Origin of the sequence: Komarekiella delphini-convector SJRDD-AB1, assembly GCF_014831675.1 — a bacterium.
Classification (GTDB): Bacteria; Cyanobacteriota; Cyanobacteriia; order Cyanobacteriales; family Nostocaceae; genus Komarekiella.
In genome coordinates this window covers 29,050-45,913 of the sequence record NZ_VJXY01000044.1, presented here as the reverse complement: position 1 = coordinate 45,913, position 16,864 = coordinate 29,050, and the positions used below count along the sequence as shown (strand labels likewise).

General features: G+C 40.0%; 16 protein-coding genes. 7 read left to right on the top strand and 9 right to left on the bottom strand.

The genetic code is table 11. The annotated features are described in order from the left end of the window. Positions 1-72: 72 nt before the first annotated feature. On the bottom strand, positions 73-1,488 hold the full coding sequence (gene glnA, locus FNW02_RS28485) for a type I glutamate--ammonia ligase (protein ID WP_191760830.1): 1,416 nt from the start codon (positions 1,486-1,488) through the stop codon (positions 73-75). 372 nt (positions 1,489-1,860) lie between these two features. Between glnA and apcB the strand changes: the two genes are divergently transcribed. Next, positions 1,861-2,370 carry an allophycocyanin subunit beta gene (gene apcB, locus FNW02_RS28480; RefSeq protein ID WP_191760829.1) on the top strand — a complete coding sequence of 170 codons (510 nt, stop codon included), beginning with the start codon at positions 1,861-1,863 and terminating at the stop codon, positions 2,368-2,370. Positions 2,371-2,588: 218 nt separating this feature from the next. Here the strand turns inward: apcB and FNW02_RS28475 are convergent, their stop codons facing one another. After that, positions 2,589-2,957: a clan AA aspartic protease gene (locus FNW02_RS28475; RefSeq protein ID WP_191760828.1), complete on the bottom strand. Its 369-nt coding sequence runs from the start codon at positions 2,955-2,957 to the stop codon at positions 2,589-2,591. Beyond that, entirely contained in the window at positions 2,954-3,229 is a 276-nt protein-coding gene (locus FNW02_RS28470; RefSeq protein ID WP_191760827.1) for a hypothetical protein, read from the bottom strand. The genes FNW02_RS28475 and FNW02_RS28470 overlap by 4 nt, the downstream gene beginning before the upstream one ends. A gap of 216 nt (positions 3,230-3,445) precedes the next feature. On the opposite strand from FNW02_RS28470, the gene FNW02_RS28465 reads away from it, so the two are divergent. Then, on the top strand, positions 3,446-4,264 hold the full coding sequence (locus FNW02_RS28465; protein WP_191760826.1) for a TlyA family RNA methyltransferase: 819 nt from the start codon (positions 3,446-3,448) through the stop codon (positions 4,262-4,264). Here the strand turns inward: FNW02_RS28465 and FNW02_RS28460 are convergent. The 5 genes from FNW02_RS28460 to FNW02_RS28435 all read right to left on the bottom strand — a co-directional run bounded on the left by FNW02_RS28460 (position 4,261) and on the right by FNW02_RS28435 (position 9,386). Further along, positions 4,261-4,521, bottom strand: coding sequence for a Calvin cycle protein CP12 (locus tag FNW02_RS28460; RefSeq protein WP_191760825.1), 261 nt, complete (start codon positions 4,519-4,521; stop codon positions 4,261-4,263). The two genes, FNW02_RS28465 and FNW02_RS28460, sit on opposite strands and share 4 nt — an antisense overlap. A 305-nt stretch (positions 4,522-4,826) precedes the next feature. Further along, on the bottom strand, positions 4,827-6,173 hold the full coding sequence (locus tag FNW02_RS28455) for a DUF697 domain-containing protein (RefSeq protein ID WP_191760849.1): 1,347 nt from the start codon (positions 6,171-6,173) through the stop codon (positions 4,827-4,829). 583 nt (positions 6,174-6,756) lie between these two features. Continuing rightward, positions 6,757-7,425, bottom strand: coding sequence for a carboxylesterase family protein (locus tag FNW02_RS28445; protein WP_191760823.1), 669 nt, complete (start codon positions 7,423-7,425; stop codon positions 6,757-6,759). Between the two features lie 94 nt (positions 7,426-7,519). After that, positions 7,520-7,852 (bottom strand): hypothetical protein, encoded by a 333-nt coding sequence (locus FNW02_RS28440; RefSeq protein ID WP_191760822.1) that lies wholly within the window; start codon positions 7,850-7,852, stop codon positions 7,520-7,522. Positions 7,853-8,405: 553 nt separating this feature from the next. Further along, on the bottom strand, positions 8,406-9,386 hold the full coding sequence (locus tag FNW02_RS28435) for a metal ABC transporter substrate-binding protein (RefSeq protein WP_225225960.1): 981 nt from the start codon (positions 9,384-9,386) through the stop codon (positions 8,406-8,408). 149 nt (positions 9,387-9,535) lie between these two features. On the opposite strand from FNW02_RS28435, the gene FNW02_RS28430 reads away from it, so the two are divergent. Both FNW02_RS28430 and FNW02_RS28425 read left to right on the top strand, forming a co-directional pair. Then, on the top strand, positions 9,536-10,363 hold the full coding sequence (locus FNW02_RS28430) for a metal ABC transporter ATP-binding protein (protein ID WP_191760820.1): 828 nt from the start codon (positions 9,536-9,538) through the stop codon (positions 10,361-10,363). A 66-nt stretch (positions 10,364-10,429) separates the two neighbouring features. Continuing rightward, positions 10,430-11,275 carry a metal ABC transporter permease gene (locus FNW02_RS28425; protein WP_191760819.1) on the top strand — a complete coding sequence of 282 codons (846 nt, stop codon included), beginning with the start codon at positions 10,430-10,432 and terminating at the stop codon, positions 11,273-11,275. A 22-nt stretch (positions 11,276-11,297) separates the two neighbouring features. On the opposite strand, the gene FNW02_RS28420 is transcribed toward FNW02_RS28425, so the two are convergent. After that, positions 11,298-11,798, bottom strand: coding sequence for a hypothetical protein (locus FNW02_RS28420; RefSeq protein WP_191760818.1), 501 nt, complete (start codon positions 11,796-11,798; stop codon positions 11,298-11,300). 135 nt (positions 11,799-11,933) lie between these two features. Here FNW02_RS28420 and FNW02_RS28415 point away from each other — a divergent pair, with 135 nt between their 5' ends. The 3 genes from FNW02_RS28415 to FNW02_RS28405 all read left to right on the top strand — a co-directional run bounded on the left by FNW02_RS28415 (position 11,934) and on the right by FNW02_RS28405 (position 16,375). Then, on the top strand, positions 11,934-12,716 hold the full coding sequence (locus FNW02_RS28415; RefSeq protein WP_191760817.1) for an HAD family hydrolase: 783 nt from the start codon (positions 11,934-11,936) through the stop codon (positions 12,714-12,716). Positions 12,717-12,771: 55 nt separating this feature from the next. Next, a complete protein-coding gene (locus FNW02_RS28410) occupies positions 12,772-13,947 on the top strand; it encodes a DNA double-strand break repair nuclease NurA (protein WP_191760816.1) in 1,176 nt (391 codons plus the stop codon). A 1,591-nt stretch (positions 13,948-15,538) separates the two neighbouring features. Continuing rightward, positions 15,539-16,375 carry a response regulator transcription factor gene (locus FNW02_RS28405; RefSeq protein ID WP_348535462.1) on the top strand — a complete coding sequence of 279 codons (837 nt, stop codon included), beginning with the start codon at positions 15,539-15,541 and terminating at the stop codon, positions 16,373-16,375. The last annotated feature ends 489 nt before the right edge of the window (positions 16,376-16,864 follow it).

The window sequence follows — 16,864 nt, the reverse complement described above, 5'->3', positions numbered from 1 at the left end:
GATAACTCTGCAAAAAAAAGCCACCCACTAGGGTGGCTAAATTTATGTTCTTAGATTGAGATTGGCTGTTAATTAAGCATCGTAATAGAGGTTAAATTCATAAGGATGAGGACGCAGTTGCAACTGCTTAACTTCGTTAGCCAGCTTGTAGTCAATCCAATTTTCAATGAAGTCTTCCGTAAACACGCCGGATTCTATCAAGAAAGTGTGATCATTTTCCAGTGCTTCCAATGCCAGTTCTAAAGAACCTGGAGTTGAAGGAACTTTCGCCAGTTCATCTGGTGAAAGTTCATAGATATTTTTGTCTAAGGGTTCACCGGGGTGGATTTTGTTCTTGATGCCATCGATACCAGCACAAAGCATGGCAGCAAATGCTAAATAGGGGTTAGAAGTAGCATCTGGACAGCGGAACTCTAACCGCTTGGCTTTCGGGTTAGTGCCAGACAGAGGAATCCGAACAGAAGCAGAACGATTACCTTGAGAGTAAGCCAAGTTCACTGGAGCTTCATAACCAGGAACTAAGCGCTTGTAAGAGTTGGTGCTGGGGTTGGTAATTGCCAACAATGCTGGTGCGTGTTTGAGGATGCCGCCAATGTAGTACAATCCCATGTCGCTCAAACCAGCATACTTATCACCTGCAAACAGAGGTTTACCATCTTTCCAGATTGACTGGTGACAGTGCATACCAGAACCGTTATCACCAAAAATCGGTTTTGGCATAAAGGTTACGGTTTTGCCGTATTTCTTGGCAACGTTTTTGATGACATATTTGTAAATCATCAACCAGTCGGCTGCTTCAATCAACTTACCAAAGCGAAAACCCAGTTCGCATTGGCCACCAGTAGCAACTTCGTGGTGATGCTTTTCAATGGGTACGCCGCATTTTGCCATTGTCAACAGCATTTCTGTACGGATATCTTGGAAAGAATCCGTGGGCGCGACTGGGAAGTAACCTTCTTTGAAGCGTGGTTTGTAAGCTAGGTTGGGGCTTTCTTCTTTACCAGAATTCCAAGCGCCTTCTACAGAGTCTAAGAAGTAGTAGCCTTCGTTAGCTGTTTGTGCAAACCGGGCACTGTCAAAGATAAAGAACTCAGCTTCCGGGCCAAAGAAAGCTGTGTCACCAATACCAGTTGAGACTAAATAATCTACTGCTTTTTGGGCAATAACGCGTGGGCAGCGGTTGTACCATTCCCCCGTACGGGGTTCTTTGATGCTACAAGTTATACTTAGTGTTGGCACGTTCATGAACGGATCGATCCAAGTGGTATTTGGATCTAGTACCATCGTCATGTCCGATTCGTTGATCGCTTTCCAACCCCGAATACTGGAACCGTCGAAAGGTACACCATCACTAAATGAACTCTCATCGATTTGATCATAGTACACTGTGAGGTGCTGCCAAGTCCCTACTGTATCAATGAATTTTAGATCAATCAGTTCAATTTTCTGGTCTTGGATCAACTTTAATACTTCTTGCGGGGTTGTCATTGTTACTCCTTCTTTAGCCAATTACTTAAAGTAAAACTAGAATCTTCAAAGCATTCTAACCCTGTTGATCTGAACCAAGTTTTGACACACCTGGAATATCCTCCTGAAATATCCTAGATATAGGAGATTGCAGTATTTTGTAGTTTTTGTTACAGATTATCTGGTTTACAGGTTAGATTAACCTTTCCTAACCGTCTGCATAAAACCATAAAGTTCATCTCAATAGGGGTCAACTTTGGCATAGAATCCTTAAGTAACGGATGGATTGTTTTTGTGCCGAATCTATATTTAAATAGCACAAATTTTTGTTGGTGCATAAAAGCAGCCAAATAAATATCAAACCATAGATAGCAATGATTGGGAGAAAAAAGAATGCGCGATGCAGTGACAAGCTTAATTAAGAATTATGACGTAGCCGGACGGTATTTTGACCGGAATGCGATGGACACCCTTAAATCTTATTTTGACAGTGGTACAGCACGAGTACAAGCGGCGGCAGCGATCAATTCTAATGCAGCGGGACTTGTTAAGCAGGCTGGTTTGAAGTTGTTTGAAGAACTGCCAGAATTGATTCGCCCTGGTGGAAATGCTTATACAACTCGTCGTTATGCAGCTTGTCTGCGTGATATGGACTATTACCTCCGCTATGCTACCTATGCGCTGGTTGCTGGTAACACAAATGTGTTGGATGAGCGAGTACTGCAAGGGTTACGCGAAACTTACAATTCTTTAGGAGTACCAATTGGGCCGACGGTTCGTGGTATCCAGATTATGAAGGATTTGGTCAAGGAACAAGTAGCAACAGCAGGTGTGGCTAATGCTGCTTTTGTAGATGAGCCGTTTGACCACATAACTCGTGAGTTGAGCGAGCAGGATATTTAGTTATCCAAGAATAAGCATAAAATATAGCGATCGCACTTTTGTCTGTGTTGGGAAAGAGCGATCGCTTTTTTATCCAAGTTTTCGCCGCCAAAGGGCAACATCACGCCGCTATAAAATAATTTTGCTTTTTAAAGTGCTGTTAGTTAGCGTAGCCCGGGCTGAGTAATAATACATTGAGTGGCGATCGCTCCGAATCGCTTATTTACTCATTAGACTAGTCACAATTTCTCAATTTTTACAAGACCGCCTTCGATTACCTCTACCGTTAATCTGTAACCTTCCATCAGTGACATACCGACAAGTGGATCTGACTCAGCTTCATCAATCGGAATGGTTAGTAATTGCTCATCCCAGACAACAATAGCTTCATAGACATCAAACACACATTCGCTACCATCTCCTAGAATTGCTCGTCCTCGTCTTTTCCAGAGTAGTTTTAATGCAGCAATGAAATCGGGCGGTAAGAATAACCAACCGTTAAAACCTTTATCAACAGTAGCGGTTTGCTCATGTACTTTAGCATTAGCACCGTAAATACCCAGAATAATAATTGGCTCGTAGTCAGCATTCACACTTCCAACAATCATTTTGCTTTGTGGATACGACTAGATCCAAACCGACGGACATAGCGAGAACCAACACGCACAAACCAGATTTGTGCATCTGGGTAGCGAGTCTCAAGACGCCTTGAGGCATTGATTTCATTAGTGTCTATTTCCCAGCCACCTGTCTCGATGTCGATTGCAACAATCTTGCCATAATTACCTGCTTCGACTTGTGGGCGCACTTGAGAGTCGTAGATTTCATCACCGCGACGAGCAAATTCCTCTTTACTGTAACGAGGTTGCCGTAATGGCATAATAACTCCTCCGTAGCCTTAGACACTGATTAAGAAGGAAAAACTCTTTTAGTGTTTATTGTAAACTGGATAGTTGAATTAGATTCGCTAATCTTGCGATCGCCTATAAATTTCAGCAATTTTCAAGTCAAGTTATACTAATTCGTAATTAAGACATATTTTAAAAAGACTTAATACAGTCTGTCTTTAATACATGCTTTCCTAATTTGGTGTTAATTGGCTAAACAACGACTCGATACACTATTAGTAGAACTTAATTTATGTTCTTCTCGCGCTTTAGCACAACGGCTAATTCAAGCGGGGGAAGTTACTGTTAATCAGCAGCTAGTTGATAAGCCCGGTACAGAAGTTGATGTTGCGGCTCAAATAAATATAAAGGAGCGATCGCCTTTTGTTTCTAGAGGTGGTGAAAAGCTCCTCAAAGCTTTGACGGTGTTTGCTATTCCCGTAGCAGGACGTGTTTGTTTAGATGGTGGCATTTCTACGGGCGGCTTTACCGATTGTCTCTTGCAAGCTGGGGCAAAACAAGTTTATGGTATTGATGTCGGTTACGGACAAGTTGATTGGCGGTTGCGAAATGATGCACGGGTAATTTTGCGCGAACGCACCAACTTGCGACAACTAAGAGCAGATGAGTTGTATGGGGAGAATGACCCTATTCCTGATTTGGCGGTGGTGGATGTATCATTTATTTCCTTAACCAAGATTTTGCCTGCTTTGTGGCAGCTAACTCAAGCTAACCGGGAAGCTGTATTGTTAGTCAAGCCACAGTTTGAAGTCGGAAAATCCCGTGTGGGTAAAAAAGGCGTTGTGCGCGATCCTAATGACCAAGCTGATGCCATTTTCCAGGTCTTACAGGCGGCTCAAGAATTAGGATGGAAATACAAAGGTTTAACTTGGTCGCCGATTACTGGCCCGGCTGGGAATATCGAATATCTTTTATGGTTGGGAATACATAGTGAGACACCACCGCCTGATTTAGCAGCAATTAAGCAAATAACGCAATCAGCAACAGCTGATTTGCGAAAGAATTAAACGTCGTAAATTAAGCATTCTACTGCTTCTGGATGGCGATCGCAGTAGTTTTCCAGGGAGGTTTTATTGTGTTTTGCTTGCTGTTTATGAGATTTCTCTGCTTGCAACTCTTCTACAATATCCCAAGCTACAGCACAACCAGCAGAATGATTGCCACCTTGCTCACAAGCTGCACGAGCTTCGTTAATAGCTTCGAGAATAGCGTGCTCAATAGTTGCAGTTTCAGCAGCTTGGTTTCCGTTTAAGCTTGTCGTCATGATACTTTCACCTTGTTTACTGAGATAGATGTTAACTGTAGAGCTTGTAATGACCGTACTAAGCTCATATTTTTAGTTTAGATAGGCTTCACAAAAAATGCTGTGGTAAACACCGTCATTTTTTGTCAAACTTGAGTAGGAATTCCCGTCTTGTCATCGTTGATTCAAAAAGGTATGAAAACAACGTTAGTCATTTTCTCAATTCTGTATCTCAAACTGAGAATATAAATAAATTGTCAGAGGAGCTTGATAGAAGTTGATAAACTCTAATAAACGGTAACAGTTAAAACAATTGTTAGTTATTCTTAATACTTTATTCCTAATTCTTGTCGCAGACGATACAGAATTGTATTTTGATCAACTTGAGAAAGAATTTCTTGAATGACGCTGCTAGCGCCCAATTGTCCCCAAGTGCAGCCTTTTTCGAGATAGACTTGGGCGGCTTTGCCAACGGAGTATGCACCATAGCCAGCGATACCAGCTTGAGCGATCGCACTGCCAGCGTAAGCAGTAATATTAGTGGGATTATCACCGCTAGCAATTGCAGCTGTACTCTTGCCCAAACCTAATAAGAAACTACTGCCTAATTCTCCTAGTAGCAAACCACCAGAACTAAATAAAATCGTTTTTAAAATTTTACTTGCTTCATAGCTAGTCATCGGTAAACCATACAATCTAGCTAAAGAACGAATTAAAGCTAAATCAGCAAATGTTCCGCCGAGAATATCTAAGAAGGCAATCGGATTTAGCGCCACTGCCAAAGCTTTGTATTTGGTAAATTGCCAGATAATCTCTTCAGCTTCTTGTTCGCGTAAGTCGATAGTTTTTTGAGCGATCGCCTCTTCTGCATCTCGTGCTTGGATGAGTGCGTTTAAAGCCAGAAGCGATCGCCCTTCCCGATTGAGAATATTCAGAATTGTCTCTTTAAGTTCGTCTACTTGGGTTTGTGGTGTTTCCCATTCATAACTAACACGACCATCCGGCCATTCAACTCGTACTTCCATTGGTGCTGGTTCCGCCGCCACCATCACAATTTCATCAGGTAATAGTGGCTTTGCTTGACTATGACCTGCACCTAATTGTTGCAAGTTTTCGTAAATCGCTGCCCGGTCTATATCTGGGTATAAATCAATCTTATTAAATACCAAAATCAGGGGTTTTTGTGACTGGCGCAATTCTAGAAGTGCCTGATACTCAGTGCGGGTAATGTCACCAGAAACGACAAATAGAATTAAATCTGCCTGACGTACAACTTCCCGCGCCATTTGCGCCCGTGACTCGCCTTCGATTTCATCTAATCCGGGGGTATCAATTAACTCCACCAGTACCTTACCACCTGGCTGCCACCGCACGGAACGCGGCCATTGAGTGACACCATTCAGAGGGCCAGTTTGCAGAATCTTGTCTCCCAGCAAGGCATTTAATACTGCTGACTTCCCACGACTTACCAAACCAAAGGCGGCAATTCTAATCACGTTAGAGTCAAGCTTGTTGAGTGTGGAGTTTAAAGCTTCCAATTCAGGTTTCACCAAACCTGCTAATTCGGGGCTTGATGATAGTTGTCCTGACTTGCGAAGATACCCATACCAAGATAGCGCTTGTCTGAGACTGGCGCGGGCACGGTTTAAATGGGTTTCTTGCAGATTACGCACTGGGTTAGGTTGATTCAAGGTTGGATATAACAGGCTACATATCCATTTTGAACTAATTCCAAACTTGATTAAACTAAGATCGATTTAAAACATGGGATTATGTTGGTCATCCCAACACTTGCGATCGCGCCAATTTCTGCCACTATATTGACATTCGGATGCATTATCTATCCAAGGAATTGATGTAGAGTAATGCGAGGATTTTATTGAGGTGAATAAACTGGCAGTCAATAAAGGAAATATTGAAGACAAGGTTATCAATGTACAAATTGGTAGAGTGATTAAATATCCAATGAGGAGCACAGTGTTACTGTGATTCCAAAAATCTTTGCCTATTTTATTCCGGCTATTCTTGGAGCTAGGTTTTGAATTAAAAAAAAACATAGTAGATGACCAGCCCTATGAATACCAGTTTCTATTAGCCCGAATTTCCACGTACAAATATTATTGAGGCTGTATACTCTGGTGTCAAAGGTGCAAGTAACGTCTTCTTGAAACTTTTACTTTCTATAGATAAAAAAACGTTTTTAATGAAAATATGTTGAAGATACTGGCGATCGCTCTTACGTAATTTCTGGTAAATCTAATCTCTAGCTTGCTCTCGCTGATACTGCAAAAACCATTTGTATAGTTCTGGATTGTTATATGTCTGAGTCCACGAATCATGAGTGGCTTCTGGGTAAACTGTAAATTTCACATTTGCGCCGTGAGTTTTCAGTGCCGCAACCATTATTTCGGACTCGCTTAGGGGAACAACATTATCCTTCGTTCCGTGAAATGTCCATACAGGTAGGTTTTTCAGCCTAGGCGCTACTAGGGGATTACCACCTCCACAGATAGGCGCTATGGCAGCAAATCGTTGAGGCTGTGCTGCTGCTAAACGCCACGTTCCGTAACCACCCATACTTAAGCCTGTCAAATATACCCGATTCGGATCAATGGGGTAAGATGCGATCGCTTCATCAAGAAGAACACTCAACCGTTCTTCAGACCAATGTTTACCACTGGGACATTGAGGAGAAATAACTATGAACGGAAAGTCTGGCTGTTCTTCTACAATCTTTGCAAGTCCCTGTCTTTTCACATCATTTAAATTAGAGCCTCGCTCTGGCGCACCATGTAAAAATAGAATTGTTGGGAAAAGCCGCTTTTTTATTTCCTTAGCTTGATACAAAGTGTCTTGTAGTGACACATCGGGCACAAACAGCAGATAGTTATAACTGTCAGAGTGAATAAGTTTTTGTAGGGGCATAGTATTTGATTTGGAAGTACCCACTACTCATATTGAAACAATAATTGTTGCAGAGACGTGCTTGCTTACGCCTCCGCTTAACTAGCTCTAGTTATTACCACCAAACCCGGTTTCCATTTTCGTCAACTCGTGCTTCTCTAATCACATCAGAAATTTCTTCAGCATCTTTAACATGGTGAAGCGCCTTTTTTTCTCCATCGGGTTCATCTACAACAAAGTAAGTTGGTACTGTGATGTGATCGCCTGTAATGTCTGGTGAATCAACAGCAACCTGCTTAGCCTTTTCTTCAACTGATTGAGGTTCATCAGAGATTACATCTCCCGGATTCGCAGTTAAATTTCTTTCCTTCACGTTAGGCTCTGGTCGTAAATGAGTATCTTCACTGACTGGTTGATTAATTTGACTTTCTTGATTATTATCAGTCATGGCTTTTTCAACTAAAAAATCTGCTCTCTACTAAATGGTATTTTAAAAAATTAAAGATACTTATAGTTCTTTCTCTAGAGAGAGTTTGAGAATAAATCTAAAAGTTACATGTCTTAAGTTAGATATAAAATCAAACATTTATAAATCATCTCTTACTTTGGAGATAAATCATAGTCAATAAATCAAAATTAACGAACAAATATCTTGACAAAAATCAATTTGGTCAGAATTAAACTACAGGCTATTTGTAGTTCCAAATTCCTCATAACTGTATTTTTGCAAAAAGTATAATGATGAATCTTTACCGGAAGCGGAGCATCTCCGGCTCCGCTCTTAACAATGGACTGTCAGTAAAAAACTTCGTCCTTTATCTCCCCAACATTGCTGCTCGATTTACTTCTGCGGTTTAACAGTTATCAGTCAAGATAATTGGGCTTAAGGAGAACCACTAAGGGGACAAGTACTTTCAACTGAAAACTAATAACCCAAAGCCGATTAGTGGCAAGCGCTATCTGGCGGGTTTAAATCCCCCACCATACCCCCTGATAACTGTTTACTGTTTACTGTTTACTGATTTAAAGGGTGTATATTTTCCCCCTAATGCTTCTACAATACTGCGGGTATTTGCCTCCATCATTTTGATGTAAGAATCACCATCACTACCCTTAGCACCAATAGAGTCAGAATAAAGTGGATGTGGCGCTAATTTTACGCCTGCTTCTTGAGCCACGGTTTTAATTAAAGCTGGGTTGATTGTGGTTTCGGCAAAAATTGCCGGAACGCCAATCTTTTTAATTGACTCTACCAAGCGTTGGACTGTTTGAGCACTAGGTTGTTCTTCGGTACTAATGCCAATTAAAGTCCCTGCGATCGCTATGCCATAAGCACGTGCATAATATTGAAATGCATCATGGGTTGTTACAAGTTTGCGTTGAGGAGCGGGAATAGTTTGAATCTGTTGATTAATCCAGCTATGCAACTGCTTTAATTCATTAGTAAGTTGCAATGCATTCTGCGTAAATTGCTCTTGATCTTCAGGTGATAACTTAATCAAAGCATCCCGTGTCGCATTCACCATTGCGATCGCATTTTCTGCACTACCCCAAACGTGCGGATCTGGCACAACTTCGCCTTTGCCTTTTTCTAACTGCAAAGGTTTGACAACTTCCCCCACAGCTAACTGACGCGCTTTACCACCAGAGGCTTTCATTAACTTAATTAGTCCTGGTTCCAGATTGTATCCGTTGTACAAAATCAAGTCAGCTTCTTCTAAAACCCTACTATCTGCTGGTACTGGTTCGTAAACATGCGGATCAGTTCCCGGTTTGAGAATTCCAGACAGTTGAATTTCGTCTCCTGCAACCTCTTGTGTCAAATCAGCAATAATCGTGCTTGTTGCAACTACTCGCGGTTTTCTATCTCCCTTGGCAGTATCGGGATTAGAGTCGTTTTGGGTACAACTGAATAAAGCCAGAGGCAAAAGCATTCCCAAGCAAAGTCTAAAAATCAGCGCAAAAAAGGCTTTTCTCTTCATCCTGCTAGCTGGTGCTTTGCTGTGAGTATTAGAACTGTCTATCTTAAGTATTAGTTTCATTTATCTTGAACATTACCTCTATTTATAGATTTTTTCATATTTCTCTCATTTTTATAGTAAGCTCAAGAAATGAATATTTAAGCAGACTTATGAAAAACGTCTCTATTTCCCCGAAATTTAGCTTATCTCAGGCAAATATAGGGAAATTGCCTGCAAAAGTTGTCAAACCTATTGATATGAGTTCAACAGCAGCAATTAATATTGCTCATCTGGGGGTACACTATCGTACACAAGAAGCTTTAAGGGACGTTAACTGTACTGTCAAACCAGGAAGACTGACGGGAATTTTTGGCCCAAATGGTGCTGGCAAAAGTACATTGATGAAAGCAATGTTGGGCTTGGTTCCCGTTAGCAGTGGTATGGCGCTGTATCAGGGTAAACCTTTGATGCAGCAATTAGAGAAAGTAGCTTATGTGCCACAGCGCAGCCAAATTGACTGGACTTACCCCGCCACCGTCTGGGATGTAGTGATGATGGGACGGGTGAAAAAAACAGGGTGGTTGCGTAGCTTTTCGACAGTTAGCCGCCAGGTAGCAAAAGACGCTCTTGAAAGGGTTGGGATGAGTGAATACCGCGATCGCCCCATTGGACAACTCTCTGGAGGACAACAGCAACGGGTATTTTTAGCCCGTGCGTTAACACAACAAGCAGAAATTTTCTGTTTTGATGAGCCTTTAGTCGGTATCGATCAAAAAACTCAATCAGTGGTTTTTGAAGTCTTTCATGAACTCGCTGCCGCTAACAAAATCGTGCTAGTAGTCAACCATGATTTAGGCGAATCAATTACCCACTTTGATGATTTAATATTACTAAATCGTGAATTAGTCGCCACAGGTTCACGCCAACAAGTACTCACAGAACCAAATCTGTATCAAGCTTATGGTGGTAAAGTAATGTACTTTTCTGATGCCGCTTAAATAATTCGTAATGGGCTACGCCCCGCTGCGCTAACGTAATTCGTAATTCGTCATGAAAGACAGTTTATGCTACAAGCATTAATTGAGCCTTTACAGTATGGCTTTATGCAGCGATCGCTAGTGATTGCTATTTTAGTTGGCTTACTGTGTGCCGTTGTAGGCAGCTACTTAATGGTGCAGCGCCTAGCTTTACTTGGTGATGCTATCAGTCACTCAGTTTTACCAGGATTAGCGATCGCCTTTATGGTGGGAGGAAATATATTTATTGGGGCATTTATTGCCGGGGTTTTGAGTACAATGGCGATCGCCTGGATTAGAACGCGATCGCCGATTAAAGAAGATGCAGCAATGGGCATAGTTTTTTCAGCATTTTTTGCCCTTGGTATCACCTTAATTACTGTAGTTCAAAAAGATAATAAAATTGACCTCAATCACTTCCTTTTCGGTAATATTCTCGGCGTTACCGTTGACGAAGTGCGAGACACTGCAATCATCGCTGCGATTGTTTTAATAGTCGTTATTTTATTATATAAAGAACTTTTATTTTACACCTTTGATCCTTTAGGCGCTCAAGCCGCAGGTTTGCCAGTCAATCGGCTCAACTTTGGATTGATGGTGCTGATTGCTTTAACAATTGTCGCCAGTATGAAAGCCGTCGGTGTCATCTTAGTGCTATCACTTTTGATTACACCAGGTGCAACCGCTTATCTATTAGTTAAACGTCTTCATGAAGTAATGATTTTGGGGGCGGTAATTGGTGTCTTTTCTAGTATCAGCGGTATGTATCTTAGCTACTTTTATAATTTACCTTCTGGCCCTGCGATCGTTTTAGTAGTATCAGGATTATTTTTATTGGCATTATTATTTAGTCCTAGACATGGGATTTTGATCCCAAGTGTTAATCAAAAATAAATTGGAGATAATCAAAATTTGTCTATTGATTATACAGACCATAAAATGAATTGACTTTCCATTGCTCATCAGTTCTTTCCAGATATAGTAGACTTCCATACTGGGATGGCCCTGCTGGACAATGGGCAGTTATCTGAATTAATGCCTGTGAAAAATCCTCAGAAAAGCCTGGTCGAGTCAATCCATAAATAATAGACCACCGATAATCAGGCTCATCTAAAACTTTGACAAACTCTTCTTTAGAAATCAGAGTAACTTGCTGATTTTTTATATATGGAGTTAATAAGTAAGGTTGATTGTTGCTCAAGATGAAATTCTTGTAAGTCTCTTTTTTGAGATTAGGAAAACCATTAATTTTCATTCCAGAGACTATGATTTCTGGAATTTGAAGATTTTCCCAAGAAATCTGATTTAGAGAAGTTTCAATTATAACTTTATTAGATATTTCACATAAAAATTCTTCTTCCACATCGAAATATTTAATTACAGCAGAAAAAATCTGTGGCTCGTATTGCGATCGCATATTATGCTAAATGATAATTTTCAAATAATAGCTAATAATATTTAATTACTGAAATTGATATATTAAGATATTTTTATACAGAAAAATAATTCCCGGATCGAGTAAGCTGGCAACAGCAGTTTAATCCTCAAAACAATGATAACAAGTAGCCCGACAATTTTAGCCCTAGACTTTGATGGAGTAATTTGCGACGGACTAATTGAATATTTTGAGGTGGCGTGGCGCACCTACTATCAAATTTGGTCGCCTGCTAATGATACACCACCAGATGATTTAGCTTTGAGATTCTATCGCCTACGACCTGTAATTGAAACTGGTTGGGAAATGCCTGTTTTAATTAAAGCGTTAATGGAAGGTATTCCTGATGAAAAAATTCTTCAGGAATGGGTAACTATCGCCCCACAGATTTTGTTAGATGACAACCTACAAGCAAGAGATATTAGTGCAAAACTAGACAATCTGCGCGATCAATGGATTACCACAGATTTAGAAGGTTGGCTGAGTCTGCATAGATTTTATCCGGGTGTGCTAGAAAAACTTAAGTTGACTGTTGCTAGTGCAAAGGTATACATCGTCACTACCAAAGAAGGGCGTTTTGTACAGCAGTTATTGCAGCAAGAAGGGGTAAACTTACCGCCAAAAGCAATTTTTGGTAAAGAAGTCAAGCGTCCTAAATACGAAATTTTACGCGAATTAATCCAAGCAGCAGACGAAAAGGCTGTTAATGTATGGTTTGTAGAAGACAGACTTAAAACATTGCAGTTAGTTCAACAGCAAACAGACCTTGAAGATGTGAAACTCTTCCTTGCAGATTGGGGCTATAATACCCAAGCAGAAAGGGAAGCTGCCCAAAATGATCCGCGAATTCAGCTATTATCACTGTCTCAGTTCGCTAAAGATTTTTCTGCTTGGTATTGAAAAAGAGCGTTAAATTATCAACAGCTTTAGTGGGGAGAATAAAATCTGAAAACCTATGCTTGATCTTACGAAACTAGCGCGGCAAATGCAGGGTTTAAGTCAGCATCTTACCTTAGAAGCTGCTGCCAGTCGCCAGCGTTTAGAATTGGCGCAACAACATCTAAAAAATGCCTACGAATGTCAACAAGATTTAATTGATCGCCAAGAAAAATGGCGCGATCGCATTCTCTTTGCTAATGCTACACCCATTGAACCGCTAGAAACTTGCATTGATATCCCAGTTCCTCCTAAGATACACACTGTCATTGCTACCGATGGTTCGCAAATTGCCCCTAATCACCACGAAATTGCTTACTGTTATCTCCTGAATATTGGCAGAATAGTATTGCACTACGGTCAAAATCGCCATCCCCTACTCGATAGTTTACCAGAGGTATTTTATCGCTCCGAAGATTTATACATGTCTCGACAATGGGGCATTAGAACCGAGGAATGGATGAGTTTCCGCCGTACTGCCTCCGAAACAACGGTGTTAGCAGAACTTGCGTGTGAGGCGAAGGGAGAAGCACCAGCGCTGGCGATGGTGGACGGTTCTTTAATTTACTGGTTTTTGGAACAGTTACCTAATGATGCACGCGATCGCATCTTACCCCCCATCTTAGAAGCGTGGCAGCAGATGCGTAATGCCGAAATTCCTTTGATGGGTTATCTCAGTGCCTCTCGTAACATCGAAGGTATGAATTTTTTGCGTTTGTTAGCTTGTATCCATCCAGTGCCAGACTGTAAAAGCTATTGCCCAAATCAGTTAGAAAAAGTACCTTGTAAAGTTTTTGAGCAGTTGCGAGATACATCTCTTTGGGCAACCAGACTTAAACCCGGACAACGTGGCACTCTGTGGCGTAGCAATACTCCTATTCTCGAACTTTACGGTGATCAAACTATTTACTTTTGCTATGTCCACGTTGGTACAGAAATTGCCCGGATAGAAATTCCTGCATGGGTAGCGGAAAATACAACCATGTTTGACCAAGCACTAGGACTGATGCTGGCACAAGTGCAAAAAGGATATGGCTACCCCGTAGCGATCGCTGAAGCCCATAATCAAGCCGTAGTCAAAGGTGGAGATAAAGCACGTTTCTTTGCTCTCCTAGAACAACAAATGATTAAAGCTGGTTTAAAAAATGTCGGAACTTCCTATAAAGAAGCCAGAAAGCGGGGGAGTATTGCTTAAATTAAGCTTATTCATCACTCAGAAATTTACCAATATCAGTTTACTGGTTAATTTTCTAAAATAGCAATATGTGTACTTGCCAGTTAATTTGAATAGTAATATGTGTACTTGCCAGTTAATTTAAATAGGTAGCAATTTCCATTCCGGCAAATATAGCTTAGGGGTTGAAAAAAAGAGCAGTATATAAATTATGATTTTTCAACACTACATTAAGGTTTTCTGGAAGTATGTCCCTACTATTTGATTCTCCCAAACTACCTTTATTAAGCTGATATGTTGATATTAGCTTAATTATCCTGCTTCTACTTTACAGAATCTTTATCTAATTGCGTATCTTTGTATTCTTAATTGCTTATAAGATTAATAGTTTATATGTCCTTAGATAGATGAGAATAATAATATTATTATTTTTACTTATTGAACAAGAAAAAACTATCTCGAAAATTTGATAATAAGAACGAGACTTTCTAATAACAAAAAAGCCGAAAGTTAGACAGATAGAGACTTATCAGTGTAGGGAGCATAGTGAAATTAACATTTTCAAAAGATATCTGAAAAATTATGATAAATAAATGATGCTTTTTGTATAGGGTAAAAACCCGATCTTTTTTAATAACCCGTAAGATTACGGTAAGGGTGTTGCATTATTATCAAAATAACTGTATTGTTAAAAGTGGCTTTTCTAAAAAGCGCTAACAAAATATAATTCCAGCACAATGGAAAAAGTTTGTTTTTGCTAAATTAACGAATACCAAGCTTTTGTGTATGTTCCGTTATTGTTTATATCAGCATGAATTTTGGGTATAGATACAATCAGTAGCCTACGCCTAAGCAATAATTCAATTACTGATATTTAGTAACTCTTGATACTCCATAGTGTTCTCTGGTGACTTGGTTAGATAAATAAGTTTGCCCTTGTGGTACAAACCTTTAATTCAACAAGGAAAGTATTTCTATGGTGACGTTCAATATCATCAACACCAATGACAGGAGTGCAGGTTACATGAGGAATAGAATTACTCAAGCCAATAACACATAATGTGCAATCTTCCTTGATCAAAATCCTAATCTATGCTTCTAAGGAGATTCTGATTGTTATAGAAGCTAAGGAGGGATAAATATTAACTATAGAAGGCTTCTCGCAGTTTTATTTTGCTGCTGACTTTTTACCAAAAGTCTTGAGATCTACTTTCAAATGAGATTTTTCATCATAGCCAATTCTCATTAGATGACTTCCAATTAAAAAAATATCCAACTTGTAGTAGCAACTGGCATTGCGTTATACCTCTGACCAACGCAGCGTGAGACATTAGTCAAGATGGTGCGTCGCGCCTACGGTACGCTACGCCTAGCTTGCTTCCCCACAGTGGTACGTTAAGATACCCTACAAATTAAGATTGGATGATTTATTTTTTGGTAGCCTCTAATACCAAATAATGAGAATTAGAACGAGTCAATAGAGCTTTACAAAAATGGTTTTAAGTGAAATTAATACCAATGAGGACGTTTGGTAGAAAGTAAGGCCATTGACGAGTCCACACAACTCTTACTTACCATGATAAATAGAAGATTTTTAAATGGAAAAAAAATTTTGGTAATTGAACCTGAAGTAGAAACCAAAAATTTTTTCCTAAAATGCTTGAAAGCAGAAGGTTTCTGTACGATAGACGCTGAAAACGGTCTTGTTGGTTTTCAACAGGCACAGCAAGAGCTACCTGATTTGATCATAAGTGAAATTTCGCTTCTCAAATTGGATGGTTATAGTGTCTTAACCATGCTGCGCCAAAACCCTTCTACAGCAATGATCCCCTTGATTTTTGTAACTACTAAAGAAGCTCGGTATGAGATTCGTAAAGGTATGGAATTGGGAGCAGATGACTATCTTACTAAACCCTGTACTGTAGAAGAATTATTAAATGCGATCGCAGCCTGTTTGGAAAAAAGAACCATTCTCAAACAGTATTACGCTGCCTGTGAGATTCATCAGTTTCAACCATTTACAAAACCCTTACTAGCTGACATTCTAGAACCAACAACTCTTAAGTCTACATTTCCGTCAAACTCATTGTTGGACGAAGTCTTTGGCTTTATTGAGGAAAATTATCACCACCAAATTACCCTTAGCGACGTAGCTCTTAAAGTTGGTTACTCTTCAACTTACCTCACCAATCTAGTGAGACGTCAAACAGGACAAACTGTCCAAAACTGGATTATTGAGTACCGGATGACAGCGGCTCGTACCTTGCTACTGAAAACTGACGAAACAGTAGAAATGATTTCTGTGAAAATAGGCTATCAAAATGTGGCTCATTTCTTCCGCCAGTTTCGCCAACATCACAAAACAACTCCCCACGCTTGGAGAAGAAAGCATCGAAATCAGCCTGATCAGAGACAAAAAGAAGGAATTGCTACTTTTAGCAAAGGATAAGTGATGGAAAACAACTTTCAAATACTGTATAAATCAAGTAGTGTTAAATACTTCTGAATTTTCTTAAGAGTCTTATGAAAGTTAGGAATCATTCTACTTTGGCGAAAATATCAAATGATGAGTGATCCATTGAGGTAAACACAACGTATAGAAAGTACCTGATTAGCAGGTTCGGCTTTCTACAGTGTCATAAAAATTTTCATCATAGTACCAAGAAGCTTGAGAGCAAATTCCACCACTCCTAAACCCACGGAGTAAATTTGCTCAGGTTTGTAGTATCTGTGTTAAAAATCATTCAAAGATGAAATCAGATCCAACGCAGCACTGATGATCAAACTAATTTAGTCTGATCTATCAATCATAATTTGGGGTTCAATATTTATTTGGTATTGCTGATTTAGAGGATGAAAGTGATTTGGTTTGATGTCACAACTCTTGTAGAAGAACAGTATATCGTGTCTCTACATCTGGATTGAGACTGTAACTCAC